General features: G+C 68.8%; 19 protein-coding genes. 10 read left to right on the top strand and 9 right to left on the bottom strand.

All coding sequences use genetic code 11. The features are described 5' to 3' along the window. Window positions 1-92: 92 nt before the first annotated feature. The 5 genes from ACWZJV_RS20995 to ACWZJV_RS20975 all read left to right on the top strand — a co-directional run bounded on the left by ACWZJV_RS20995 (window position 93) and on the right by ACWZJV_RS20975 (window position 7,884). Window positions 93-1,133 (top strand): LacI family DNA-binding transcriptional regulator, encoded by a 1,041-nt coding sequence (locus ACWZJV_RS20995; protein WP_196875178.1) that lies wholly within the window; start codon window positions 93-95, stop codon window positions 1,131-1,133. After that, complete coding sequence (locus tag ACWZJV_RS20990) at window positions 1,130-3,187, top strand: beta-galactosidase (RefSeq protein ID WP_457178408.1); 2,058 nt, start codon at window positions 1,130-1,132, stop codon at window positions 3,185-3,187. Before ACWZJV_RS20995 ends, ACWZJV_RS20990 begins: the two co-directional genes overlap by 4 nt. Continuing rightward, complete coding sequence (arfA, locus tag ACWZJV_RS20985) at window positions 3,184-4,689, top strand: arabinosylfuranosidase ArfA (RefSeq protein WP_457178407.1); 1,506 nt, start codon at window positions 3,184-3,186, stop codon at window positions 4,687-4,689. The genes ACWZJV_RS20990 and arfA overlap by 4 nt, the downstream gene beginning before the upstream one ends. Window positions 4,690-4,721: 32 nt before the next feature. Next, on the top strand, window positions 4,722-6,878 hold the full coding sequence (locus ACWZJV_RS20980) for an alpha-galactosidase (RefSeq protein ID WP_457178405.1): 2,157 nt from the start codon (window positions 4,722-4,724) through the stop codon (window positions 6,876-6,878). A gap of 184 nt (window positions 6,879-7,062) precedes the next feature. Beyond that, a complete protein-coding gene (locus ACWZJV_RS20975) occupies window positions 7,063-7,884 on the top strand; it encodes a substrate-binding periplasmic protein (protein WP_457178404.1) in 822 nt (273 codons plus the stop codon). 81 nt (window positions 7,885-7,965) lie between these two features. Here ACWZJV_RS20975 and ACWZJV_RS20970 read toward each other — a convergent pair whose 3' ends face one another. From ACWZJV_RS20970 to amcB, 3 genes are read right to left on the bottom strand one after another with little or no spacing between them, the layout of a single operon-like run. Next, a complete protein-coding gene (locus ACWZJV_RS20970) occupies window positions 7,966-8,640 on the bottom strand; it encodes a pentapeptide repeat-containing protein (RefSeq protein ID WP_457178402.1) in 675 nt (224 codons plus the stop codon). 40 nt (window positions 8,641-8,680) lie between these two features. Beyond that, complete coding sequence (gene amcA / locus ACWZJV_RS20965; protein WP_457178400.1) at window positions 8,681-8,890, bottom strand: multiple cyclophane-containing RiPP AmcA; 210 nt, start codon at window positions 8,888-8,890, stop codon at window positions 8,681-8,683. Between the two features lie 12 nt (window positions 8,891-8,902). Continuing rightward, the gene (amcB, locus tag ACWZJV_RS20960) at window positions 8,903-10,066 is read right to left on the bottom strand and encodes a cyclophane-forming radical SAM peptide maturase AmcB (RefSeq protein ID WP_457178398.1); all 1,164 of its coding nucleotides are present in this window, start codon (window positions 10,064-10,066) and stop codon (window positions 8,903-8,905) included. Window positions 10,067-10,475: 409 nt separating this feature from the next. On the opposite strand from amcB, the gene ACWZJV_RS20955 reads away from it, so the two are divergent. Beyond that, on the top strand, window positions 10,476-11,687 hold the full coding sequence (locus tag ACWZJV_RS20955) for a helix-turn-helix domain-containing protein (RefSeq protein ID WP_457178396.1): 1,212 nt from the start codon (window positions 10,476-10,478) through the stop codon (window positions 11,685-11,687). Between the two features lie 17 nt (window positions 11,688-11,704). On the opposite strand, the gene ACWZJV_RS20950 is transcribed toward ACWZJV_RS20955, so the two are convergent. The 4 genes from ACWZJV_RS20950 to ACWZJV_RS20935 form a co-directional block, all read right to left on the bottom strand. After that, on the bottom strand, window positions 11,705-12,358 hold the full coding sequence (locus tag ACWZJV_RS20950; RefSeq protein ID WP_457178394.1) for a YdcF family protein: 654 nt from the start codon (window positions 12,356-12,358) through the stop codon (window positions 11,705-11,707). 1,190 nt (window positions 12,359-13,548) lie between these two features. Further along, the gene (locus ACWZJV_RS20945) at window positions 13,549-14,760 is read right to left on the bottom strand and encodes a hypothetical protein (protein WP_457178392.1); all 1,212 of its coding nucleotides are present in this window, start codon (window positions 14,758-14,760) and stop codon (window positions 13,549-13,551) included. A gap of 237 nt (window positions 14,761-14,997) precedes the next feature. Next, window positions 14,998-15,984, bottom strand: coding sequence for a hypothetical protein (locus ACWZJV_RS20940; RefSeq protein WP_457178390.1), 987 nt, complete (start codon window positions 15,982-15,984; stop codon window positions 14,998-15,000). Beyond that, window positions 15,981-16,385, bottom strand: coding sequence for a hypothetical protein (locus ACWZJV_RS20935; protein WP_457178388.1), 405 nt, complete (start codon window positions 16,383-16,385; stop codon window positions 15,981-15,983). The genes ACWZJV_RS20940 and ACWZJV_RS20935 overlap by 4 nt, the downstream gene beginning before the upstream one ends. A 180-nt stretch (window positions 16,386-16,565) precedes the next feature. Between ACWZJV_RS20935 and ACWZJV_RS20930 the strand changes: the two genes are divergently transcribed. The 4 genes from ACWZJV_RS20930 to ACWZJV_RS20915 are packed head-to-tail and all read left to right on the top strand — an operon-like array spanning window position 16,566 to window position 19,325. Further along, entirely contained in the window at window positions 16,566-16,865 is a 300-nt protein-coding gene (locus ACWZJV_RS20930) for a hypothetical protein (RefSeq protein WP_457178386.1), read from the top strand. Beyond that, window positions 16,862-17,386, top strand: coding sequence for a hypothetical protein (locus tag ACWZJV_RS20925; RefSeq protein WP_457178384.1), 525 nt, complete (start codon window positions 16,862-16,864; stop codon window positions 17,384-17,386). Before ACWZJV_RS20930 ends, ACWZJV_RS20925 begins: the two co-directional genes overlap by 4 nt. Continuing rightward, on the top strand, window positions 17,383-17,904 hold the full coding sequence (locus ACWZJV_RS20920) for a Mov34/MPN/PAD-1 family protein (protein WP_457178382.1): 522 nt from the start codon (window positions 17,383-17,385) through the stop codon (window positions 17,902-17,904). The genes ACWZJV_RS20925 and ACWZJV_RS20920 overlap by 4 nt, the downstream gene beginning before the upstream one ends. Next, window positions 17,901-19,325, top strand: a complete 1,425-nt coding sequence (locus tag ACWZJV_RS20915; RefSeq protein ID WP_457178380.1) for a hypothetical protein — start codon at window positions 17,901-17,903, stop codon at window positions 19,323-19,325. Before ACWZJV_RS20920 ends, ACWZJV_RS20915 begins: the two co-directional genes overlap by 4 nt. A gap of 263 nt (window positions 19,326-19,588) precedes the next feature. On the opposite strand, the gene ACWZJV_RS20910 is transcribed toward ACWZJV_RS20915, so the two are convergent. Both ACWZJV_RS20910 and ACWZJV_RS20905 read right to left on the bottom strand, forming a co-directional pair. Beyond that, the gene (locus ACWZJV_RS20910) at window positions 19,589-25,105 is read right to left on the bottom strand and encodes an ATP-binding protein (protein ID WP_457178378.1); all 5,517 of its coding nucleotides are present in this window, start codon (window positions 25,103-25,105) and stop codon (window positions 19,589-19,591) included. A gap of 514 nt (window positions 25,106-25,619) precedes the next feature. Next, window positions 25,620-26,078, bottom strand: a complete 459-nt coding sequence (locus tag ACWZJV_RS20905; RefSeq protein ID WP_196875205.1) for an agglutinin cell wall attachment protein — start codon at window positions 26,076-26,078, stop codon at window positions 25,620-25,622. Window positions 26,079-26,127 lie beyond the last annotated feature (49 nt).

The raw sequence follows: 26,127 nt of genomic DNA, 5'->3' as shown, positions 1-26,127 counted from the left end.
GCCTTTCGGTGGCGGCCTGTTAACGTCAACAGGTACAGTGACGTACGACACATGTTGACGTCAACAGGTGCGGGGAAGGAATATTGCGATCCATGGCGACAGACAGCACGGCTTCGGGACCGGTGCCACGGCGAGGGGCCTCGCAGGCCGACGTTGCAAGGATTGCCGGCGTCTCGGGACAGACGGTCTCACGGGTCGCGAACGGCGCCCGCTACGTCGACGCGGCCACCCGGGAGCGGGTCCTGTCCGCGATGCGCGAGGTCGGCTACCGGCCCAACCGGGCGGCCCGGGCGCTGCGCAGCGGACGGTTCCAGAGCATCGGCGTGATCGCGTTCGAGCTCTCCAGCGTCGGCACCACCCACACCCTCGACGCGATCGCGGCCGCCGCGACCGAGACCGGCTACGCCATCAACCTGCTCCCGGTGCTGGACGCCACCCAGGACGCCGTGCGAGCGGCGTTCGACCAGCTCGGTGAGCAGGCGGTGGACGGCATCATCATCCTGGTCGAGACGCACCGGCTGGACGGCGTCGTCGTGCCGGAGGGACTGCCGGTGGTCGTGGTCGACTCCAGCGCTCAGTACGACTACCCGATCGTCGACAACGACCAGGCCCTCGGAGCACGGTTGGCCACCGAGCACCTGCTCGACCTCGGTCACGAGACCGTCTGGCATGTCTCCGGGCCCGAGCTGTCCTACTCCGCGCGACGCCGCCGGACGTCGTGGCAGGAGACGCTCGAGGCCCACGGCCGAACGGTGCCGCCGGTGCTGCCGGGCGACTGGTCGACCAGGGCCGGCTACGAGGCCGGCCTCCGGCTGGCCGACAACGAGGAGGTGACCGCGGTGTTCACCGCGAACGACCAGATGGCCCTGGGGCTCCTGCGAGCCCTGCACGAGCGTGGTCGCCGGGTCCCCGACGACGTCAGCGTCGTCGGCTTCGACGACATGGAGGAGGCGGCGTACTTCTGGCCGCCGCTGACCACCGTCCACCAGTCCTTCGACGAGGTCGGCCGGGGCGCGGTCGACGCCCTGATCCGGGAGATCCGGTCCGGCGAGCACGAGCACCAGGAGGCCCTGGTACGCCCCCGGCTGGTGGTCCGGGCCAGCACCGCCGCACCCCGCAGGACGACCGCATGAACCCGCGACCCCACCGCTGGGTGCGGTGGCCCGCGTCGCTCGCGACCGAGAACCCTCGCGGGCCGCTCGGCTTCGGGGCCGACTACAACCCCGACCAGTGGGACCGGGAGGTGTGGGACGAGGACGTCCGGCTGATGCGCCAGGCCGGGGTGAACATCGTCTCGCTCGGGATCTTCTCCTGGGCCCGCCTGCAGCCGACCCCGGACACCTGGGACTTCGGGTGGCTCGACGAGGTGATGGACCTCCTGCACACCCACGGCATCGCCGTCGACCTCGCCACCGCGACCGCCTCGCCACCGCCCTGGCTGAGCACCCGGCACCCGGAGATCCTTCCGGTCACGCGCACCGGCGAGACCATGTGGCCGGGCGCCCGGCAGCACTGGCGACCGACGTCACCGGTGTTCCGACAGCACGCCCTGGCCGTCGTCGAGGAGGTGGCGAGCCGGTACGCCGACCACCCGGCGCTCGCCGCCTGGCACGTCTCCAACGAGCTCGGTTGCCACAACCTCTACGACTACTCCGACGACGCCGCGGCCGCGTTCCGCACCTGGCTGTCGCAGAGGTACGGCGACCTCGACGGGCTCAACCACGCCTGGGGCACCGCGTTCTGGTCGCAGCGCTACAGCGACTGGAGCGAGGTGCTGCCGCCGCGGCTGACGCCGACCATCCCCAACCCGACGCACCAGCTGGACTTCCGGCGGTTCTCCTCCGACGCGCTCAAGGACTACCTACGCGCCGAGCGGGAGGTCCTCGACCGGTTGGCCCCCGACGTGCCGGTGACCACGAACTTCATGGTGATGGACAACTTCACCGGCATCGACTACGCCGGCTGGGCGGACGAGGTCGACTTCGTCTCCAACGACCACTACGTGCTGGTCGACGACCGCGCCCGCGACGAGCTGTCGTTCTCGGCCAACCTGACCGGCGGCATCGCCGGCGGTGAGCCGTGGTTCCTGATGGAGCACTCGACCAGCGCGGTCAACTGGCGCGCGATCAACCCGCCCAAGGCGGACGGCTCGCTGGTGCGGGACTCGCTCACACACGTGGCCCACGGAGCGGACGCCGTCTGCTTCTTCCAGTGGCGGCAGTCCGTGTCCGGTGCGGAGAAGTACCACTCGGCGATGGTGCCCCATGCCGGCGAGGACAGCGACGTCTATCGGACGGTGGTCCGGCTGGGCGGGCACCTCGAGCGGCTCGCCCCCGTCGTCGGGTCTCGTCGCCGGCAGGCTCCGGCCGCGATCCTCTTCGACATCGAGTCGTCGTGGACCCTCGACCTGGAGGCCAACCCGAGCTCCTCGGTGAGCCATCGGGCGGAGGCGCTCGACTGGTACGCCGCGTTCCTGGCGCTCGGTGTCCGGGCCGATGTCCTGCCGGTCGGCGCGCCGCTCGACGGCTACGACGTCGTGGTGGCGCCGGTGGTGCACGTGATGCCGGCCGCGACGGCCGACCGGCTGAGGGCGTTCGTCGACCGTGGTGGCCACCTGATCACGACCTACTTCTCCGGCGTCGTGGACGAGAACAACCACGTGCTGCCGGGTGGCCACCCGGGTGCGCTGCGTGACCTGCTCGGCATCCGCATCGAGGAGTTCGGGCCGCTCCTGGACGGCGCCGAGGTGGTTCTCGACGACGGCAGTGTCGGGACGTGGTGGACCGACCGGATCACCGCGACGGCTTCCGACACGCAGATCCTCGCGACGTACAAGACGGGTCTGCAGGCGGGCCGTCCGGCGGTGACGCGACGGGCGGTCGGCCCCGGCTCCGCGACCTACGTCTCCACCCGGCTGGGTCCGGAGAGTCTCGAGGCGCTGCTGGCCCGGCTGTTGGAGGCCGCCGGGGTGGACAGCGAGCTGCCCGAGGCGCTTCGCGGCCGGGTGGAGCTCGCCATCCGTACGGACGGCGCGAGGGAGTACTGGTTCCTGGTCAACCGGACCGACGACGTGGTCGACCTCGGCGAGCTTGGCGACCTCGGCGAGCCGGTGTTCTCCTCGGATGCCGATCGCGGCACCGAGCTGGCGGGCTCCGCGGTGGCCGTGTTCACCCGCGCCGCCCGATGACCGGCACGACCCGGCCCGCGCTCGTCCGGCTGGACCAGCGGCGTGATCGAGGCCCGCTCGACCCCCGGCTGTTCGGCAGCTTCGTCGAGCACCTGGGGCGTTGCGTCTACACCGGGATCTACGAACCGGGGCACCCGTCTGCCGACGAGCACGGCTTCCGGCGCGACGTCGCGGAGCTGGTCGGCGAGCTCGGCCCGACCCTGGTCCGCTACCCGGGTGGCAACTTCGTCTCCGGCTACCGCTGGGAGGACGGCATCGGCCCACGCGAGGACCGCCCGCGACGGCTCGACCTCGCCTGGCGGTCGGTCGACAGCAACCAGGTCGGCACCGATGACTTCCTCGCCTGGGCCGAGCGCAACCGGCTGACGCCGATGATGGCGGTCAACCTGGGCACCCGGGGGATCCAGGCCGCGGCCGACCTCGTCGAGTACTGCAACCTGCCCTCCGGCACGCACTGGTCGGACCTGCGCCGGCAGCACGGCCGCGAGCAGCCGTACGGCGTCGGGCTGTGGTGTCTGGGCAACGAGATGGACGGCCCCTGGCAGATCGGCCACCGGTCCGCCGCGGAGTACGGACAGCTGGCCGCCGAGGCCGGTAAGGCGATGAAGCTGGTCGACCCCAGCATCGAGCTGGTCGCGTGCGGCAGCTCGAACCACACCATGCCGACCTTCGGCTACTGGGAGTCGGAGGTGCTCGAGCACGCGTGGGACGTCGTCGACCACATCTCCATGCACGCCTACTACGAGGAGCGGGACGGCGACCGGCGCAGCTTCCTGGCCTCCGGCGCGGACATGGACGCGTTCATCGACGGCGTGGTCGCCACCATCGACGCGGTGGCCGCGCGCAAGCACAGCAGCAAGCGGATCGGCATCGCGTTCGACGAGTGGAACGTCTGGTACCAGTCGCGGTTCAACGACGAGGGGCTGCCGCAGATCACCGAGGCGGGTCGGCTGCTCGAGGACGACTACAGCGCTCTCGACGCCGTGGTGGTCGGCGACCTGCTGATCTCGCTGCTCAACCACGCCGACCGGGTGCGGATCGCCTGCCAGGCCCAGCTGGTCAACGTGATCGCCCCGATCCGCACCGAGCCGGGCGGCGCGGCCTGGCGGCAGCCGACCTTCCATCCGTTCGCCGCGGTCGCCGCTGCCGCGCGCGGTGCCGTCCTGGCCGCCGAGGTGGACTGCGCGACGCTCGCCACCGACCGGTACGGCGAGGTCCCGACCGTCACCGCCGCCGCCACCCACGACCCGGACACGGGCGCGTGGTCCGTCTTCCTGACCAACCGCTCCCCCACCCCGACCGAGACCTGCCTCGACGTCCACGGGCTCACGGCACCGGTCGCACCGTCCGCGCGCTCCCTCACGGCCGGTGACCCCGCAGGGTCGAACACCGCCTTCACCGCGACCGACGTCTCCTCCGGCCCGGGCGACACGCTCTCGCTGGTCCTGCCGCCGGAGTCGTGGACGGTCGTCGAAGCGCGCCCGGACGCCCGGCTCGGCTGACCCCGACGTACCACCCAATGACGAGGAGTCCCATGACCCACGCGTCCCACTCGACCCGCCCCGCCGGCGGCGTGCACCTGCGCCGCGGCGACACCAGCCTGGTCGTCCGGCTCGACTCCACCGAGCTCCCCTGCATCCTCCACTGGGGACCGGACCTCGGCGAGACCGCGGCCGAGCACGTACCCGACCTCCTCCGCTCGCTGGAGATGCCGAGCCTCGACGGGCCGATCTACCAGCACTCGTGGGCCTCCGTGCTGCCGCAGCAGACCAGTGGCTGGGTGGGTCGTCCGGGTCTGCTGGGCAGCCGCAACGGCCAGGCCTGGGCGCTCACCTTCGACTCGGTGGGCCACACGGTCACCGAGTCGGCCGACTGCACCCGGCTCACCAGCGTCGCGCTGGACGGGCCGGCCGACGTGGAGGTGACCACCGAGATCGAGCTCTTCGGGAACGGTCTGCTGCGCCTGCGTGCCCGCGTACGGAACCTGGCAACGACGCCGTACGAGGTGACGCTGCTCGAGCCGGCGCTGCCGGTGCCGGCCGAGGCCGACGAGCTCCTGGGCATGGCAGGACGGCACGCGCACGAGCGCACCCCGCAGCGCCACGCGTTCACCCAGGGACAGCACGTACGCGAGGCCTGGGGCGGTCGCCCCGGCCACGACTCGGCCACCGTGCTGTGTGCCGGACGGTCCGGGTTCGGCTTCCGCGGCGGTCGGGTCTGGGGCGTCCACCTCGGCTGGAGCGGCAACCAGGTGCTCTGCGCCGAGAACTCCTTCACCGGCTGGAAGCTGCTGCGCGGAGGCGAGCTGCTCATGCCCGGCGAGATGGTGCTGGGCCACGACGAGACGTACGCCTCGCCCTGGCTCTACGCCTCCTGGGGCGACGGGCTCGACGCCTTCTCCGGCCGCTTCCACGAGCACCTGCGGGCGCGCCCGACCCACCCGCGGCGCGAGCGACCGGTGCTCCTCAACACCTGGGAGGCGGTCTACTTCGACATGGACACGGACAAGCTCATCGAGCTCGCCGAGCGTGCCGCCGAGCTGGGCGTCGAGCGGTACGTCCTCGACGACGGCTGGTTCAAGGGGCGGCGCGACGCGACGAGCTCGCTGGGCGACTGGGTGGTGGACGAGGACGTGTTCCCGGACGGCCTCACCCCGCTGGTGAAGACCGTGCAGGGCCTGGGCATGGAGTTCGGGCTGTGGTTCGAGCCCGAGATGGTCAGCCTCGACTCCGACGTGGCCCGGGAGCATCCCGAGTGGATCCTCGGCACCCACGCCGGTCCCGGCATCAGCTCGCGCAACCAGCACGTCCTCGACCTCTCCAACCCGGACGCCTGGGACCACGTGTTCGGCCAGATCTCGGCGCTGGTGGAGCGCTACGACATCGCCTACATCAAGTGGGACCACAACCGCCCGCTGACCGGCGCGGGCCGCGGCCGGGACCACCGGCCCGCGGTCCACCTGCAGACGCTCGCGGCCTATCGGCTGATGGACGCACTCCGTGCCGAGCATCCCGGGCTCGAGATCGAGTCCTGCTGCGGGGGTGGCGGGCGCCTCGACCTGGGAGTCCTCGAGCGGACCGACCGGGCCTGGGTCTCCGACTGCATCGACGCGCACGAGGGGCACCGTCTGGTCCGGTGGACCGGGCTGACCCTCCCGCCCGAGCTGATGGGCACCCACGTCGGATCGGGCACCGACCACACCACCGGACGCCAGCACACCCTGCGCTTCCGCGCCGGCACCGCCATCTGGGGACATCTCGGCGTCGAGTGGGACCTCACCACCATGTCGGACGCGGACCGCGAGGAGCTCCGGGCCTGGATCGCGCTGCACAAGCGGTTCCGTGGGCTGCTCCACTCCGGCCGCGTCGTGCGGGCCGACACCGTGCCCGACGGCCTCCAGCTCGACGGCGTGGTCGCCCCCGACGGGCGCGAGGCGCTGTTCCGTGCGTCGGCGCTCGACCACACCCTGGGCCAGCCGGCCGGCCGCATCCGGTTCCCCGGCCTGACCCCGGACACGGCATACCTGGTGATGCCGGTACCTCTCGCGGTGTCGCCCAAGAACCGCCCGCGACCCGCCTGGTACGACGGCGGCACGGTGATGAGCGGCCGCCTGCTCGACGAGGTCGGGGTCATCGCGCCCCTGCTGGAGGCCGACGACCTGGTCATCGTGCACCTGGTCGCGACGCGGTGACCCCGAGCCGGCTGTAGCGGTCGGTTGCCGCGGCCCCCGGGATTCACCGACCGTTTGCACCGTGTTGGTCGAGCCACGTTCCCCGTGACGTATGCATCCGGTTGGCTGGTTCACGCCTCACCGCTCGGGCCTGCATGCCATCCATCGGCAGGTGCCTCCGCCCCCAGCCACAGGATCCCCCCACATGAACCAGATCAAGTTGGTCGTCGCCGGCGCAGTGGTCCTCCTAGGCGCGATCGCCTTCAGCGGATACTTCTCGCAGTCCACGCCGACCGCCACCGACAAGGCCAGCGCCGCGGTCGGCAGCAGCAACACCCTTCGGATCGGTGTCGACAGCACCGAGCCGGTCTACTTCAAGAGCGAGGACGGCTCGGCCAAGGGCTTCGACTACGAGATGGCGCGCAGCGTCGCCGAAGGCATAGGCCTCGAGCCCGAGTTCGTGGCGATGGACTTCAACGAGCTCTTCCCGGCCCTGCGAGCGGGAAAGATCGACATGATCGGGGCCCAGGTCACGAACACCTCGGTGCTCGAGCGCGAGTTCGACTTCAGCGCGCCGTACTTCTCGACGTACGTCGCCTTCCTCACCCCCGAGGGATCGACCATCCGGACACGCCGCGACGTCGACGGGAAGCGGATCGCGGTCGTCGACGGCGCGATCCAGGAGTCCTACCTGCGGGACAAGTACCACGACGTCCAGATCGTCAAGGCTCCGAACGTGGGCGCTGCCGTCGACCTGATCGAGCGAGGCGAAGCGGACGCGCTGTTCCACGGAGCCCCGTACGCCCAGTCGATCATCAAGAGCGCCCCCATCGTCCTGGACGAGCCGATCGTCTACCCGGTCGACGACGCCCCGATCGGGTTCGTGATCCGCTCCGGCGACCCGCGCAAGGAGCAGATCGACGGGGTCCTCAAGGACATGGTTCTCAGCGGCGAGTGGCTGAAGATCAAGACCGCCTACTTCGAGGCCGACCCGCTCTCCGACGTGTTCCGCGACAAGGGAGCCTGACTCTCTAGCCCGACGGCATCATGGCGTGCGGCGGCGGTCGTGCTCGCCACGCATCGCCGGAGCCGCGTCGCCCGAGGCGGACTACTCCAGGTCGTCCGCGAAGGTGAGATCGAGGTCGTCAGCCAGGGCAGCGGTGAGATCAGCCAGCTGATGACGGTCCAGGAGCGCCTGGCGCAGGTTGACCACCCCGGAGATCGCAGACAGGTCGTTCTGGCGAAGGTCCGTGCCGCGGTAGGTTCCCGGCCCGAACCTGGTCCGTGCCAGCCTGTTCTCGGTGAACGCAGCTCGGCTGAGGTCGCTGCCGTCGAACTCGGCCTCGGTCAGCGAGCACCCGACGAACGCGACGGCGCCCTTTGCGACGACGTGAGTGAAGGTCGCATAGTCGAGTCGGCATCGTTCGAAGACGACGTCCTCCAACGTGACCTCGCTGAACTTGGCGCCGAGGAGGCGGCAGTTGCTGAACCTGACGCGCGTGAGTCTGCTGTCGGCGATGACGAGCGAGGCCAGCTCGCAGTCGGCGAGCTCGACCGACGACAGGCGTACGTCTGACATCTGCGTCCGCTCGGTCGTCACCTTCTGAATCAGCCCGTCGTGGAGGCGCGAGTCGACGACCTCCAGGAGACGAAGGGCCTGATCGCGGTAGGAGAAGAAAGTGATCGGGTCATCGGCCGCCTCAAGGGCGGACACCGCCTGCAGATCACGCTCGTCGACGGCCGGCAACGCTACGCGGGTATCGCGGATCGTGAACGTCTCCATGGGCCTTCACCCTATGTGCGAGCAAGTAGGGATCCGCATCTCATCTCTTCTTCCAGTTGTCCCAGGTCGGCCGGTTGTCGAAGCGCTTGGGCCCGGTCTTGGCCCAGTTGTCCCAGGACTTCCGATTGTCGAACGCCGTCGGCGATAGCCCCGCTGCATGCGTCGCGATATCAAGGATCGGATGTCCGGTGCGCAGGAGCCTCTCGAGCTCTGTGCCTGACTCGGGCATGGTCTGAAAGGAAGTCTCCATGTCTGTTCTCTCCTAGATCGGTGTGGTGTCGACGAGCGCTTTGACGAGCTCTTGCCTGCTCACCCGGCAGTAGTTGGTCTCGGTCGTATCGAAGCGGCCGTTCTCGAAGTACCGGTTTCCCGCCTGGGCGCCCCGGCAGAAGTCAAAGAAGTCGCAGGTTGCAAGGCATCTGTTGAGACCGTCGAGGAACTCAGCGACGTACCGCAGACGGCTTGCCGAGGCGAGGATCTCGCTGATGCTCTGGTCGCGAACGTTGCCGGCGATGAAGTCGCCGTAGTGCCCGTCCTTGATCCCGGCGAGTTCCGGGGAGAGCAACACGACGTCCCCGTTGAACGTCACGGTGGGCAACGGGTCGAACCGGTGCGACTCCCACCGGTCGCGGTGACCGGTGCGGATCAGGCGGAGGTAGCTCCCGATCCGCTCGAGTTCGCGCACCTCAGTCTCCGGGTGCTCGAGCGACCACGCGATCGCGCCGGCCCAGAACTCCCGTGCGGTGGTCGTCGTAGGAAGCGGCCGATCAAGGTTGGCCCCTTCTCGCTCCTCCATGTTGATCCCGACCGATGAGGCACCGATTTGGGTCGCAAAGTCGAGCACGTCAGCCGCGGTCGCGCGACTCGGGTCGACGACAGCGATCATCGAGAAATCGATCCCATGGGCATGGAGCCGTTCAATCCCTGCCATGGCGCGGTCGAAGGACTGGCGACCGGCTCGGTCAACTCGCTCCCGGTTGAGGTGTTTCGGCCCATCGAGGCTGACCCCGACCTTCACGTCGTATGCGGTGAGCAGTTCGCACCAGGAGTCGTCGATGAGGGTGGCATTCGTCTGCAGGCTGTGGACCAGCCTCCCGGCGCGACGCAGCGCCTCGAACTCCTCCCAGAGCCCGACCATGTGGTCACGACCCGTCGCCAGCGGCTCTCCGCCGTGCCAACACACCTCGACCACGTCGTCGACCGGTTGGTCCGCGATGCTACTCGCGATAGCTGCAGCGACCTCGACACTCATCTCACGGCGTCGCATTCGCTCGGGCAGGTAGCAGTAGCTGCAGTCCAGATTGCACAGCGTGGTCGGCTGCATGATCACCAAGCTCGGCCGAGGAGCGATCCAGCGCTCGTACGCCGCCAATGACGGATGCTGCGACCACATCAGCGCGCCACCTTGCGACGGCATGCCGGGCATAGCGCATCGTCTCTGACCTCTGCCCGTGGGCGCGCTGGCACGAGGTTCCATCGGCCCAGGCGACGCCCACAGCGAGTGAAGACGTAGCTTGCGCGACCGACCAGGCCGGGCCGCGCCAGATGCCAGAACGCACCTGCTCGAGTGCGAAACACGTACATCAGCACATCTGCTGGCGGGTCCGTGGTCTCGGTTGCAGTCGCCATCCCAATACTCCCGTGATCGTCCGGTTGGCTGACCCAGCGCCGAGAAGCCCTCGACGCCGGGGCGCTCTTGACGCTATGGGCCGCTCGGTCTCCTGGCCCTGCAGGAAATTCCGACCCGGAAGGAATTTCCGGGGTCACCGCGCCAGCCCCAACCGCATGGGAGACAACTGCACCCTTCGGGTGGCAGGCTCATTCCCGTGCGAGGGATGACGACGCAATTCACCGTGGGCGAGCGCATCGCCTGGTATCGGCGACGCCGTGGCCTCTCACAGGAAGTTCTCGCCGGCCGCGTCGGGCGCACGGCGGACTGGCTGAGCAAGATCGAGAACGGCCGCATCGACTTGGATCGGCTCTCGGTGCTTCGGCTCATCGCCGACGCCCTCGACATCACTTTGGCAGACCTGATCGCCGAGCCATCCCTTATGGAGTGGACCGAAGACAGCGGGCAGCACACCGTGCCGGCGCTCAGGTCCGTCCTCATGGACTACCGCCCCGGCACCGGGTTCCGCAGCGCGCCGACCACGAACCCGACAACCCTGGAAGACCTGGTCACGCGGCTGAACGATGCCTGGAGCGCCTACCAAGCGGCGCGCTTTGGGTACGTCACGGCCCAACTCGCCGCCCTCATCCCGGACGCCAAGAGTGCTGTCGCGGCATACGACGGCGACGACAGCCGTATTGCGTCCGGCAGGCTTGCGCTCGCCTACCACCTCGCTGCGACTTTGCTCACCAAGCTCGGCGAGACCGACCTCGCCTGGACCGCCTCGAACAGAGGTATGGAAGCGGCGCGGTTCAGCGAGAACCCTGTCGTAATCGGATCGCTTCTGCGATCGCTCTCACACTCGCTCCAATCCGCCGGCGAATACGCTGAGGCCGTGCGTCTAACCCACGACGCCATCGAGTTCCTCGACCCCTACATGGCCAGCGCAGGACGCACGCTCACCTCGGTCTATGGCACGGCGCTGCTCGCCGGATCGATGGCAGCCGCACGAGCCGACGACCGAACCACCGTCCGAGACTTCCTCGACGGCGCCACCAGAGCAGCGACGCGCCTTGGCAGCGACCACAACCTGATGTGGACCGCGTTCGGGCCCACCAACGTCGCCATCCACCGAGTCTCGACATCCATGGAACTCGGTGATCTGCAGGTCGCGCTCTCGCTCGGTCCCACGCTCGATACCAGTGGCGTCCCCACCGAACGTCGGGTTCGACACGCGCTCGAGCTATCCCGCGCCTACAGCAGCGCCAACCAGCGCGACGACGCGCTCGCCACGATCCTCGAGGCCGAGCTAATCGCCCCCGAGCAGGTCCGATACCACTACATCAGCCGCCACCTCGTGCAGACCTGGATCCGCACCCAGCGCGGCAAGCCACCGCTGCGCCTCGTCGAACTCGCCGAGCGCGTCGGCGTGGCCTGAACGCGGACCCGGATCCGTCAGACCGACTCGGCCACCAATCGACCCGTGTACCCAGCCGCGACCAGGCGCTCGTACGCAGCCATCGTCCTGTCGTCGATTTCCTGCGGCGTCGCGAACCCCTTCTCCGCGTACACCCACAGGCGCTGGGTGTCGCCGACGAGCATGTCCAGCACTCGCTTCTCGCTGCCGATCGACGCGATGTACGCGCCCAGCTCCTGGCTTCGAGCCGAGCACACGACATCCAGCCCTGGCCACAGCTTCTGAGCCGTCGCGTACGCCCGCCGCTGCTGATACGGGCGGCTGATCAAGGTCGCACTCGCCACGCTGACCTCATGCTCGACGAGCAGGTCGCGACTGAACGTCAGGTTCTCGCCCGTGTTGGTCGCACGCGGTTCCACGAGGATCGCGCCGCGCGGCACGCCCAGCTCCTCGGCACGCTCCGCGAAATGGACCGCCTCGCCGCGCGGGAAGTCCTTCACCGTCGTCGGCGCGTTCGCCCCGGTAAAGACGATCAGCGGGAAGCGACCGGCACGGAAGAGGTCCGCGGTGTGCTCAGCCACCCCGATGTCATGGCTACCCAGCGCAATTGCCACATCGGTTGGACGAGGCGCATCGGGAAGTTGATGGAAGTCCCACAAGACACGGGCATCGTCAAGCGCGGTCGATCGCATCGGCTCAGTCTGCCATGCGAATCCGTCACCGATACCTGGTCACTGTCGAACTCCGACTCCGGAGCCTGCAACGACCCGTCAAACGGCCTCGTCACTCGGGAGCGCGTGATCGCCACTTGGTTCATCCCAGTGCAACACTCCGCAACCCCAAACGACACCGTCCGACAGGGTCCCAAGCTCGCGACACCGGCCTCACGAACAGTCGACGCAGACCGGCTCGTCGGTCTCGAAGTCCGCCGGTGGCTTGATGACCCAGCATCGTTGACATTGCCGTTCGCCAGCCATCGGCGCACTCCCACACTTGCAGCCACGACCACACTCCGGGCACGGAACGGCTCCACATTCAGAGCAACCGGCCCCCAAAGCCGGGTACTCACGACCGCACGCATCACACACCAGGTCCTCGACCGCCGACCAAGTCGAACGAGCCGAATGTAAACCCCCAGGCGCCGGACCGTCGATCGCGACGGCTACCGCCCCGAACTCGAGAGGGACGGCCTCGACATACAGCTCAGCTGTCGCCGACCCCGCGCCGAGAGCGATCCGCTCAAGCCCACGGCAGGCCACGCCGCGAGAAGCCCGCTCAAGGAGCCCCGTCTGAGGAGTGCCACGGCGCACCGGAAATACATCCATTCCCCTGGCGGCGAACACGACCTGTGCATCACTGTCCAGCAGCACGACGTACCCGGGCAGGGTCAGCGCCTCAGCTGCGGCGACCGCGACTGCCCAACTGGACGCACTCGATGCACTAATAAGCTCGGCGACCCGCCTAGCGCTGACACCCTCCGCGAACGCATCCGCCCGAGTGTGCGCCGGAATCAGGCACAGGGACGCAAACGCGTCACAAACCGACTCCTCGAGCGCCGCGGCCCGAGGACCCGACGCGAAGAGCCCAAGCAAAACCTCCGGAACTTGGTCCCGCAGATGATGTGCGTACTCATGGAGCAGGCTGAACCGTTGGCCCGCGCGCCCACGGTCGTTCGAAACTGAAATCCGTGCAGGCACCACCGAACGGTCGTAGGTGGCCACAATGGCGCACCCAGTCGGGAGGTCACCGACGTCCACCCACCTCACCGTCACTGACGAGTCGGCCTTGAGTGCCATCTCGGGCTCACGGCAAAGTTGGTCGAGGTTGACCACCCCCTGGTTTCGGACGTGGTCGATCAGCAACTGAGCGAGGTCAGACGGCTTCAACTAGAGGGTCCGTTTCCGGATTGGCTTTGGAGGTACGCCAGCTGCGCCCGCCATCGTCGACGCCAACCTTCATCGTCGTCAGAAGCTGACGAAGTCCGAGCAGCGACTCCCTGTTCCCACATCTTGGCGACAAGTGGCGCCACAGAAGCCGCATCCGCTGACGCGTCCACTTCATGCTCGTTGAACCAGACCCGGAACGGACGCACGGAAGGCTCAGCGACGACCTCGATCAACGCCGTCCTTGCCGCTTGCGGCATTGCCGACGCCACGGGGCGGCCCAACGCCGCTGAAAGTATGGAAGCTTCTCTGCCGGAAGGCTGGGACCGGCCGTTCATGAGGTCAAGCAACTTGCCCATCGCAATACCCGTGCGGTCAGCGAGCTCTGCAACTCCTCCCTTGCGTGCAACCGTAACAAGAGCCTGGCGAATGTCCACCTCTGCGGTCCCACTTTCCGGCTCCGCCGCATGACTGAAATCGGAGACGTCCGTGACCGCACTGGAGAACCACTGCATCTGCTCTTGCAACGAGTCGAGAAGCTCGTGTGTCTCCCAGTCAGCTGGTTGCAGCTCGGGACCCGTTGGGACGTCCGCACCTGCTTGCCGGCCGCGCATGCATGCAGCATCAAGGGTCCTGAGAGCGCTTCGAATGGATGTTCCTCGGACCGTGACGTCGCCGAGGAAGCGCGAAAGGGTGAACGTGGGCACGTTCGCGCCAGCACGGCCGAAGACTGCCGCAGCACTTCCCAAGCTCAGGTCCGAGCCTTCGAGCAACAGCGAGTATTCGTCCGCAAGCGCGACGTCTGTCGTCACTGGCATGACGCGAACGGTCCAGTGATCCCTATAAACAATGACGACCAACGCCTGCTCGCCGCGCCATGACAGGCGCCACATCTGGCCGGCAGCAACCGCAGGCGCACCGGCCGGCTCGGTTTCGAGAAGGCTAGCCAGGCGGGCCGGCATCGCCCACTGCGACGCAACTCGGACGTCATCCTTTGAGATGGGTCGTTCTGCCAACTCGGCAAAGAGGTCACTCAATCCCTCAGGACCGTCGCTCGCTTCAAAACGGGCCAGGCGAGACCGACACCACGCACAGTCGGCAAGGTGCTTGTCGCTATCGGGCCGCCGGGTAACCCCAGCAATCTCGTCGTCATCAAGGTGTGCTGACGGCGCAATCGGCGGTGGAACCAAGCGACCCTCGGAGTCAGTCATCGCATACCAGGATGCGGGACTCGTCCATCATCCTCTTCCTCTCAATACAGAGCGCATCTGCGCAATAGGTAGCCACCGCGGTATGCCGTTGCAGAGCACCTTGGTGGTGTGGCGTCGCTACTCCAGTGTCTCTTCAATTGGGGCTTCTGAGACAGATGCCTGTTCCATACGTCGAACTTAAAGCCAGTGTCCACCTCCGCCGAGAATTCATGTGTCGAAAATTGATGTGCGACGCGGTCACGCGGGGTCGAGACCGAGACGCTTCCGCGCTTCATCCCTTGCCGCCACAGCGGTCCGCTCTGCTTCGGCCATGTCTATGCCCGACAGCATCGTTGAGAGTTTGTCGGTCACTCGCTGCTTGACCAGCCCGGCTGAGGACACCGCGAGCCCCGTCTGGTCCGCGATGACTCTGACCTTCTCGTGTAGCCACGCGAGGACGAGCACTTCCTTGTCAGACAACTGGGCCAACAACCCGTCGACGAGTTCGGCCTGCTCGGTCGACAACCCTTCCTCCGGCCTGGCCATCCCGACCGAAGCCTCATCGCCCCCAATAACCGGGTCCCAGTCGTCGACCAGCGTGGTCGCCGGGATCCGCCGCGGGTCGACGCCCAGCCGAAGCGCCAGAACGTCAGCGAGGTCCTCGACTCGCAACGAACCCTCCGCTGCGGAAAGAACAGCTTCGGACAACCTGAGTAGCGAAGTTGTGTCGGCGAGCGGGCCTTCACGCTTCGCATCGGGACTCCACCTCACCACGGTGATGCCAGTTGCCGAGCGCGCGGCATCCTGGAGGACCGACGGGTGCGCTGCAGACGGCGCCGTTTGACCAGAGCCTGCGAGGTACACGTTCCCTTCGCCGGGGGCACCGTCAGGGACGAACTCAAATCGGACGTCGTCGCGCAGGAGGGGCCGGAGCCTTCGAACGAGCTTCCCCAAGACAGTCTTCCGACCACGGTCGCGCAGGAAGTTACGTACAGCCGCCCCAAACATTCGGGCGAAACCGTCGTCATCCTCGGCGCGCGCCACCAGTTCAACCAGCCGGCGCGGCGTCGCATCGTCGGCCAGGAAGTCGTGAGCGGTCTCCACTACTGCGTCCGCAGTCCAACGCTGGTAGCCCTCCGGCGGCGGGAAGTTCCGGGCCTTCGCCACAGTTGCCACATGCTTGTACAGAAGCCTGACGAAGTCGTCGGACAGGGCACCATGACGTAGGTCCTCGATGATGCTCACTCGGTCTCCCCTTCCGTCACATCAGGCTCCTCCGCGCCAGTGCCTGGCTCACCGAGCGCCTTCAGTAGGCGCCGCTCCGTGTCTGGATCAATCCGGCCGAGATGTTCAACCTCATCGTCGTCGAACACCGAGTACGGCACGCGGTGCGGGTCGGCGATCAGCCACCAGCCGAATGCCATCATGCCCATCTGCCGGTCCGCCGGATGCGGAACACCGTTTGGCCCCCGTGCGTGCGCCTTCGTCGTGCGAGAGGCCGTGATGGCCACCTTGCGGACCGGGTCCAGGCCAATGACGAGCTGCGGGTGTTCCTTACGATCCCTGGGGTCGTAGTAGTCCCTTGGCATCGAGTACACGCCGTAGAGCACGGGTAACCGCTTCGGGATCCCGCCAAGCAGGTTCACGCCCCGTCCTCCATCGCCAACTCCCAGGCCATGGAGGCCCTTCACCCCAGATCGTAAGGCGCGGCGACTACTTAACGCACCAAGCAACATCGGTGACAAAGAAGTCCGCCGCCACCTGGACAACCCATCCCGGTTCGACGTGAGCACAAGACAGCACTGCAAGGAGCACGCCACCCGCGGGTGGTCGCCAAGAAATCGGAGGGAACCAACATCATGACCCCGCCTTACCAGGGCAACGACACCTACGAGGTGACCGTGTACGCCCCGCGCCACCCTGATCCCAAGCCGTTCTCCTTCCAGCACGGCATGAAGGTCGGCGAAGCCGCCGCCATCGTCGCCGCCGAATTCGGCTATACCGGGGGTTCCCAGACCTTCAAGAACGCCGACGGCGAGGTCCTCGACCGCGACAAGCCCCTCGCCGGCGAGCACGTCCGCGACGGCGCCGTCCTTGAACTCATCGACGTCGGCGGCGGAGTGTGATCACCGCCCACCAGGCCGAGACGCTAGGCGGCCAGCCGGGCTTCGACGTCACCCAGGTGGTGGTGGCCGCCGAGATGGACGCCGCCACCGCCTGGGCGACGCGCCGCGGCTGGATCCTTAGCTACGACCCCGCCACCAAAAAGGGCAAGGCGTTGGCAACACACCCGGTCACCGGCACCACCATCACATTCCGGTTCGACACGACCGGATACCCCGACCGGCAGCCCCCCGCCTGGTGGTGCGGCGACGAACCGACCGACCCGAGGAACTATCCCTCAGGACCGTCCGAGACCAAGGCCGGCCACCCAAACGGAACCATTTTCCATAGCCAACCGGTCATCTGCGCGCCTTGGAACCGACTCGCGTACAACCAGGTCGTGCCCGGTGCCCCCCACGGCGACTGGACCCTCGCCGCTTGGAAGACGATGGCACCCGAATACACCCGAGCCCACACACTCGGCGACATGCTCGCCGCTCTCGAACTCCATCTGACCCTCAGTTCCGGGATGCAGGTCTCATGACGGTCCACCGCCTCACCGCACTCCCGCAAGCGATCTCCCGTGGCAGGCTCCTCGTAGCCGAGAATGTCATCGCGCCCACCCGCGCCGCGCTACTCGCCGCGAGCACCGCCGGCGAGGCCGACGAAGGCCTCGTCCTCTGGCTCGGCCGCAACGATCGCGACACCTCCATCATCCTCAGCTGCGCCACTCCGAGGACCACCTCCTCGTGGGGGTCGGTCAGCGCCGACGAGTCGACCATCGGGTCCGTCATGACCGCAGCCCGCCAGGTCGGTCTTGGCGTCCTCGCGCAGGTCCACTCCCACCCCGGTTGGGACACCCGCCACTCCGACGGCGACGACGAGCTCGTCTTCATGCCGTACGAGGCGATGTTCTCCCTCGTGGTGGGCGAGTACGGCGCCGGCTCCATCCTTCCCGAGGCCGGTGCTGGCCTGCACCAGTACCAAGACGGCCGCTGGGTTCAGGTGACCAACCTCAACGCGTTTGTCGTCGTCCCGCCCATGGTGGCGGTGACCGCGTGACCGCCAACACTGGTGCCGCCGCCGCGGCGTTCTACGCAGCACGTGAACGGCGAACGGTTGAGTACGGAGCAGACCTCGACCGCCTCGCATTGCCCGTCACCGTCAGCATTCCCACCGAATGCGCCGCCACTGCGGAGGGCCAACTGGCTACGTTGGCGCTCGTCGACCTAGTCACTCGAGTTCACCGCAATGTCCGCCTCGACATCCCGCCGGCACCGCTAACCGACCAGACCCGGGGCACCAACCTGCAGGCCGCCGCCGTCGAACTTGCCACAGCAATTGACCCGTTCCAGACTTGGGGCCGCGTCATCGAGGACGGGGAACTGGTCGTTCGCGTCGAAGGACCTGATGCCGTACTGGCCACGCCGGTCGACGTCGCCATCCGCTGGAACGGCGGTCGCGGGGAGGTCATTCTTGCCGGCCTGCCCCCTGAGTCTTCAGCTGGCTCGGACACCACCTCTGTCGACCGATCGACCGCTGGAACCGGATCCGCAGCTGACATGCTCGGAGCGGCCACCGCCGCATGCCTCGGTGCCGCAGCACTATTCCAACTCGCCCACGGCACGTCACCCAGGCCCGCAGCGCTGAACCTGTTCACACGGACCGAAGGATCCTCAGCAGGACCCGAGTCGGACACCGGCCCGGTCGATGTCGGAGACGTTCACCTCGTTGGAGCCGGCGCGGTGGGGCACGCCCTCACCTACTGGCTCTCCTGGTTCGGCGCTGAAGGGACCTGGACCCTCATTGACCGCGACTACTCCGCCCTGCACAATACCAACCGCTGTATGGGAATGACCGCCGCAGACGCCGGCTGGCCCGCAGGGATACCCGGCGGCCACGTGGCCAAGAAGGCGACTACGGCCGCCCGCAGCCTTCGCTGCGAGCACCGGACTGCCCACGCCTGGTACGACGAGGTAGCCAACACCCTCCCCCGGCCAGACCTCACCCTCGTCCTCGCCAACGAGCGCCAGGTTCGCGAAATCGTCTCCCAGCGCGGCACCGAACTTCTGCTCCACGCCACCACCGGCCGGGACTGGACGTCTGAACTTCACCGTCATATCGCTGACACTGACGACTGCCCCGCCTGCCGGCTGTCCTCGACCCCCATCCAGGAACTCGCGTGCTCGGTCGGTCCGGCTAACCCAGCCAGCACCGGATCCGCAGATGCCGCGCTCCCGTTCCTGTCCGCACTCGCCGGCCTCGCGCTCGCCGCAGCGCTCCTGGACCTCACAGCCGAAGGCCACATCCTCAAGACCCGAGACAACCACTGGCGAGTCGCTCTCGACTTGCCCCGAGGGGACATCGTGCAGTCCGCCAAGCACCCCAACCGGGGGTGCGTGCACACCCTGTCCGCGTCCGTGAGGCAAGCCATCCACGCGGCACACCCTTCCCGTTGGGACGACCTTCCGACTCGGCCGTAGCGCAACCTCAAGGAATGCAGGCAATCTTCGCCTGTTGCATCAGACCCTGGCTGCCAGGAATCCGACCCTCCCTATGGCCCTGAAGTGGTTCGCGAGAACCCGTTAAGTGACGCCAGTTGGATCAGCGTTCCCAGCTGCGCCTTGCTGTGAATCCGTGTGCGCAAAGGCGGTGGGATCCGCGTCCTTCCCCGCGCTTGACGTGATGGTGTCCTGGGGCCGATGGAAATGAGATGAAAGGACTCTCGAACCCAGACCTCTCTAGGTCACTCCTTGCCCCACGCCCGTTCGATGACCTCGATCACCTTGGGCCGCAGGTCGCTGGCCGCGATGACCTCGTCGACCGAGCCGACCTCGACGGCGCGGTGGATGTTGTGCACGTCGTCGAACTCGGCGGCGACCTCGGCGATCTTGTCGGCCCGCAGCTGGGCACGGAGCTCGGCGAGCTCGACGACGAGCTCCCCGCGCTCCCCGTCCTCGGCGTGGTCGATGCGCTCCTCGAGCGCGGCGACGCGCGGGTCGGCAGCCGCTCGCTTGGAGACCTCGGCGGCGAACACGACCGCGGCCGCGGGCGCGCCGCCGAGGACCGAGGCGTACGAGCCCTCGATGGCGAGAACCGTCATCGACGGGTTCAGGTGCTTGGAGAACACCACGAACGCGCCGCCGTGGTAGCGGGAGATGACGCAGAAGACGATCGGGCCCTGGAAGTTGACGACCGCGCGGCCGATCTCGGCGCCGTACTCGAGCTGCAGGTTGCGCATCGACTCCGGGGAGCCGTCGAAGCCGGACAGGTTGGCGAGCACCACCAGCGGCCGGTTGCCCGAGGCCGCGTTGATCGCGCGCGCGACCTTCTTCGACGACCGCGGGAACAGGGTGCCCGCGGTGTAGGTGTCCGGGCCGTCGGTGGGAGGGAAGCCGGCGCGCGGCACCGGCTTGGACTCGATGCCGACCAGGCTGACCGGGTAGCCGCCGATGCGGGTGTCGACGACCACGGCGGTGTCGGCGTCGGCCATGCCGGCCCACCGCTCGAGCATCTCGTGGTCGGCGTCGGCGAGCGCCCGCATCACGGTGCGGATGTCGAAGGGTCGCTTGCGGTCGGGGTTGTGCTCGGCCGAGAAGATCTCGCCGACCGTGGCGAAGTCGCCCGGGTGCGGGAAGGAGGACACGTCGCGGTCGATCGGGTCGGCCGTCGGAGCGCGCCGCGGGCCGGTCTCGCCGGGGACCACGTACGTGTGCTCGTAGTGGGCCATGAGCACCCGGAAGGCGCCGGCCAGGTTGGGCACCCAGTACTGCGCCTGCCCGTTCGGGCCCATCACCCGGTCGTAGCCACCGATGCCGTGGTTGTCCTCTGCGGACACACCACCGGAGAAGTCGAGCGACTGCTTGCCGGTGAGCACCATCGCGCTGTCCGGGGTCATCACCAGGATGCCCTTGGTGTGCATCAGCATCGTCGCTTCGGCGTTCCAGTAGGGCTGGGCGCCGACGTTGATCCCGGCGACGACGATGTTGATCTCGCCGCCGTCCTGGGTGAACTGGACGATCCGGCGCAGCGCGGCGGCGACCCAGTCCATGTTCTCGGTGCCGCTCTCCATCGAGATCCGGGCACCGGCCGAGACCGCGAACCACTCGACCGGGACCTGCATCCGCTCGGCGAGGTCGATGGCCGCGATCACCCGGGCGCACTCGGGCTCCGAGAGGGCGCCGAGCGACTTGAGCGGGTCACCGCAGAGTACGACGCGGGTGATGCCGTCGGGGTAGAGCGAGCTCGGGGTGGTCACAACGGCGACGATGATGCCGGCCTTGTTGAGCCCGGGGGCACGGTCGACCGGTGCGAGCTTGCCCGAGTCGTCGAGGTCGTGCTCGACGACCGTGCCGCCCGCGGCCAGGGCGCGCTGGAGCTCATAGGGATAGACGAGGCCGCGGCGTCGGGCGCGGAGCACCTTGGCGGCGTACTCGTCCAGCGGGGCGAGCGGCTCGGTGGGCGGCTCGATGACGTCGGCCACGACGCCCGCACCCGGCTGGGCGTGGAAGCGGATCGCCAGCCGGGTCGGCTCGCCGCCGTCCGGCGAGGCCACCCGACCCTCGGCGAGTACCTCCTCGATCCCGGTGCCCTCGCTGAGGGGTGTGATCTTGCTCTGGAGCGCGGTGATCTGGTCGAGGTCCGCCTCGACGACCGGCCACACCGTCACCCAGACGTGGTTGACGTCCAGCTTGGTGCCCTCGCGGCCTCGGGCGGTGCGTACGCGGCGGATCGCCTCGAGGCAGTTCTCGACGGCACGCTCGACGTGCGGCAGCGCGATCACGCGGCCCTCGTCGTCGCGGACCACGGCGAGCTGGCGGGCCTGCGCGGCCGCGACGAGCCGGCGGTCGGCCGGGTTGGCCCGGGCGACGCATTCGTAGAGCAGGACGTCGTCGGGCGCGGGAAGCCTGGTGACCTCGAACTCGCTGAGGCGCCACAGGTTGAGCCGGCGACCCACCATCGGGTGCATGCCCCGGACCAGCGTGTCCTCGACCAGCTCTTCGGTCGGGATGTGCGGGGCGCCGTCCGCGTGGTGACGGTAGGTGAAGTAGTCGATCGGCTGCGGCGCGGGATGGCAGACCGCGACCGAGACGCGGCGGGCGCGACGGGCGAACTCCTGCCCGGCGAGCATCGCGGCCAGCTCGGCCGAGGCCTGGTCCGGATCGGTGGGCGCGTCCGTCCAGCGCAGGTAGATCTCGACGACGTCATCGTGGTCGGGGGTCATCGCCGAGGTGATGGCGGTGGCGAGCGGGCCGTCGGGATCGGCGAGCTCGGTGACGTCACCGATGGTGGACACCACCCGGGCCGCGCCCTTCTCGTCCGTGGCGTAGTCGGCGTGCGCCACCGGGCGCCCGCCGCCGTTGCCGGTGACGGTCAGGTCGTGCAGGTCGTAGTCGCGGTAGTGGCGCCGGATCAGCACCTCCAGCAGCGGCTCGCGCTCGGGGAGCCCCTCGACCAGCCGGTCCCGGAGGAAGCCGACCAGCGGCTCGGGGACGGCCGCGAGTGCGTCGATGCGGGCAGCCCGGTCGGGGGCGTCCGGGTCGGTGAGGGCGGCGACCTCGGCCGGTACGCCCTCCAGCACCGCGCGACGCTCGTCATCGACCGCCGGCTGATCGAACCAGCCGAACCGGACCGAGCGGGCCAGGTCGCCGACGACGGCGAACCGGAGCTGTGTGGCGCGTACGATCCGCTCGAGCAGTGCGCGGACGGCGGCAGCGTCCTCGGTGGCCGGCGGCGGGTCGCCGAGCCAGCGCTGGAGCACCCCGATCGCGACGTCGACGTCGGCGGGATGCTGCTGGGCGAGGAAGATGCGGAACACCGCACGCTCGAGCTCCGGCGTACGTTCGAGGTCGGTGACCCCGTAGTGCGCGAGGACCCGCTGCAGCTTGTCCCGGAAGTGGTCCGGGAGCGCGCCCCGGTCGGGATCCAGGCTGCGCAGGTAGGTGTGGAAGTACTCCCGCGAGCTGTGCACGCGCAGCTCGGTGGACGGCTCGTCACCGGCCGGGCGGTTGCGGCTGAGCTCGGCGAAGTCGGTGAACAGCGACAGCAGGCCCATCTCGGTGCGGAGGGTGTCCGCGGGCGCGCCGGTGGAGCGGGAGGCCAGGTGGGCGGCGAGCAGGGCCGGACGCTGATCCTCCTCGACGTCGTAGCCGAGCAGCAGGCTGCTCAGGTCGGCGATCGCACCGTTGCTGCGGCCGGTCTCGGTGGTGGGCTCGGGCAGGTCGAGGTCGGCCAGGCGGGCGCTGCTCGCCTGCTCACCCTCGGCGCCGCCGGTCGGCTCGAGGCGCAGCAGCGGCGCCGCGGTCTCGACCTGGCTCCCGACCCGGACCAGGAGCTCCTTGACCCGGCCGGTGAACGGCGCGGTCAGCGCGGTCTCCATCTTCATCGACTCGAGCACGAGCACCGGGTGACCGGCCTCCACCTCGTCGCCGACGGCGAGCGGGGTGGACACGACGAGCGCCGGCGCGGGCGAGCGCAGCATGCCGCCCTCGTCGCGGCTGACCCGGTGCATCACGTCGTCGACCTCGACCAGGTGGACGGGGCCGTGGGTGGCGGTCACCAGCCGGTAGCGGTGGCCGTCGACGGTGAGCCGGCCGTGCACCTCGTCGATCCGGTCGAGGGTGGCGGTGAGGGTGCGCCGCTCGCCCCCGGCGGTGATGGTGACCTGGTAGCGGGCGGGCCCGGACTGCCGCACCGTCAGGGCGTACGTCGCCCCGCGCAGCTTGAGCTCGATGGTGCGGGCAGGGTCGTGCTGGATCTGAGGGCGGCCACCCTGGGCGGTCTGGAGCATGCGGGCGATCTCGCCGCGCTCGGCCTCGTCGTAGCCCTCGATCGCGGCGGCGACGAGCGCGACACCGGCATGCCGGGCGGCCTGCAGCCGCCCCTCGCCGCGCACTCGGTCGATCCAGCCGGTGTCGGCCCAGGCCGGGCTGCCGGTGGTGACCTCGGGCTGGTCGAGGAGGTCGAGGATGAAGCTCTTGTTGGTGGCGCCGCCGTCGATGATGACGGTGGTCTCCCCCATCGCCCGGCGCAGCCGCGCCAGGGCCTGCTCGCGGTCGGCGCCCCAGGCGATCACCTTGGCGATCATCGAGTCGAAGTCGGCCGGGATGGTGTCGCCCTCTGCCACGCCGGTGTCGACCCGGATGCCGGGTCCGGCGGGGAACTCGAGGCGGCTGATCCGGCCCGGAGCGGGCGCGAAGTCGCGGTCCGGGTCCTCGGCGTTGAGCCGGGCCTCGACCGCGTGGCCACGCTCGGCCGGCCGGTCGCCGGTGAGCGGGACACCGGAGGCGACCTGGATCTGCAGCGCGACCAGGTCGGTGCCGGTCACGACCTCGGTGATCGGGTGCTCGACCTGGAGGCGGGTGTTGACCTCGAGGAAGGCGAACGTCTTCTCGCCCGGGTGGTAGAGGAACTCGACGGTGCCGGCTCCGGCGTAGCCCACCGCCGTGGCGAGCCGCTCCGCCGACGCCTTGAGCTCGGCGGCCTGGTCGTCGGTCAGCAGCGGGGAGGACGACTCCTCGATGACCTTCTGGTTGCGCCGCTGCACCGAGCAGTCGCGTACGCCGATCGCCCAGGCGGTCCCCTGGCCGTCGGCGATCACCTGGACCTCGACGTGACGGGCGTCGGTGACCAGCTTCTCGAGGAACACGACGCCGCTGCCGAACGCCCGCTCGGCCTCGTCCCGGGTGCGCTGGTACGCCTCGGCGAGCTCCGCACCGGAGGTGACCTTCCGGATGCCGCGACCGCCGCCACCGGCGGTGGCCTTGAGCATGAGCGGGTAGCCGATCTTCTCGGCGCTGGCCAGGGCCGACTCGAGGTCGTCCACACCGCCGCGGCTCCACGGAGCCACCGGGACGCCGACCTCCTCGGCGATCAGCTTCGAGCCGATCTTGTCGCCCAGCTTGCGCATCGCCTCGGCGCTGGGACCGATGAAGGTGACGCCCAGCCGGTCGCAGAGCTCGGCGAAGGCGGGGTCCTCGGCGACGAAGCCCCAGCCGACCCAGGCGGCGTCCGCTCCGGTGGCGACCAGCGCCTGCTCGAGGACGGCGAGATCGAGGTAGGGGCGATCCGCCGCCGCTCCCAGCAGATGGGCCTCGTCGGCCTCGCGTACGAACGCCGCTCCGGCGTCGACGTCGGTGTGCAGCGCGATGGTGCGGATCGTCCCTTCGGACGATCCCCGCGCGTTGAGGTCGCGGACGGCATGGATCAGACGCATCGCGGCTTCACCGCGGTTGACGATGGCAATTCGAGAGACCTGTGGCACGGTGCAGACCTTGTCATCTGGCGCCGCTCCTGTGACCGCTCGACTCCGACAGGCTTCGCGGGGATTCCTTGTGGGCACCGGCCAGCGACACGGCCGAAACGGCGTCCCACCGGGCATCACCGGTGCCGCACGGTCAGGGGTGCCGCAGTGTCATGCTGGTCACACCTGCCTGACGTACGCGTCCCGGCAGGCCTGCGCACAGAAGCCGACGGTCACGCCGGCGCCCTCAGACTGAGACGGTGCGAGCTCACGGTTGACCTGTGATGGGTTGGGGTACCAGAGAGACCAGAGAGGAGGCACGGCCATGTGGGACGTCGTCGGAATCAACTCGCTCCATCTGTCGCACGACCTGCCGTGCCCGCGATGCGGCCACCCGGCACACATCTACCTGGCGTGCGGTGACGGCTGCGACTGCGAGCCGACCTTGCTGCCCGGCTCCGCACTGCCAGCGGGCCACCTCACGCGACGAGAAGTGGCTGCCTGAGACCGCAGCCGCTGGTGGAAGCTCGGCAGGCTACAGCGTCCGGCGAGCGCCGTTGACCTTCTGCCGGAGCCAGGCGGGGATGCGGTCCTCGTCGCGGGGGAACGTCTCGAGGTCGAGCGCGTACAGCCCCGGATGGGCCGGCCAGCGCCAGACCGGCTCGTCGTCGTAGTTGAACACGACCTTCGTCGAGTTCTTCTCCCCCTCGCCCTCGCCGCTGGCGATGGTCCAGCGGGCGGAGAACCAGGCGCCCCGGCCCGGCTCGTACATCACCCGCCGGAGCTCGTCGGTCAGCGCGAGGATCGTCTCGGGCGGACGGGCGTAGGCGAAGCTGCCGTCCGGCCGGTGCACGTCGATGCGTCCGGTGAAGAACATCGACAGGTTGCGGTGGTTGAAGACCAACGTGGACCAGTCGCCCTCGACCTCGTCGGCGAGGTGGAGGGCGATCTCATCGATGAGCTGTTCCTGTCTGACCACAGGAGGAACGGTCATGACCGCCAACCTACTACCGCTGTCGACCCCAATCCGGGACCATCGTCCC

This window comes from Nocardioides sp. WG-D5, assembly GCF_054031175.1.
Note: the sequence above shows the minus strand (reverse complement) of the source record. Positions and strands in the feature narration are given on the sequence as shown.